Annotated in this window: 1 pseudogene; it reads left to right on the top strand. The window is 66.5% G+C overall.

The window, feature by feature from the left end:
• A pseudogene (locus M3210_RS20140) lies at positions 1-475 on the top strand (phosphopyruvate hydratase family protein); the annotation flags it as partial.

Below are 475 nucleotides of genomic sequence, written 5' to 3'. Positions count from 1 at the left end.
ATCGTAGATATCATCGGCCGCGAGATTCTGGATTCGCGCGGCAACCCCACCGTCGAATGCGACGTGCTGCTCGAATCGGGCACGATGGGCCGCGCGGCGGTGCCGTCGGGCGCGTCCACCGGCTCGCGTGAAGCGATCGAACTGCGCGACGGCGAAGCCGGCCGCTACAACGGCAAGGGCGTGCTGAAGGCAGTCGAGCACATCAACACCGAAATCTCCGAAGCCATCATGGGCCTCGACGCGTCGGAACAGGCGTGCCTCGACAAGACGCTGCTCGAGCTGGACGGCACCGACAACAAGTCGCGCCTCGGCGCGAACGCGATGCTGGCCGTGTAGATGGCCGTCGCGAAGGCGGCCGCCGAAGAGGCCGGCCTGCCGCTGTACCGCTACTTCGGCGGTTCGGGTGCGATGCAACTGCCGGTGCCGATGATGAACATCGTCAACGGCGGCGCGCACGCGAACAACAGCCTGGACA

The sequence above is a fragment of the Oceanobacillus luteolus genome, assembly GCF_023715655.1.
In the GTDB taxonomy this organism is placed as follows: domain Bacteria; phylum Bacillota; class Bacilli; order Bacillales; family Amphibacillaceae; genus Oceanobacillus; species Oceanobacillus luteolus.
This window is presented reverse-complemented; position numbering and strand designations above follow the sequence as displayed.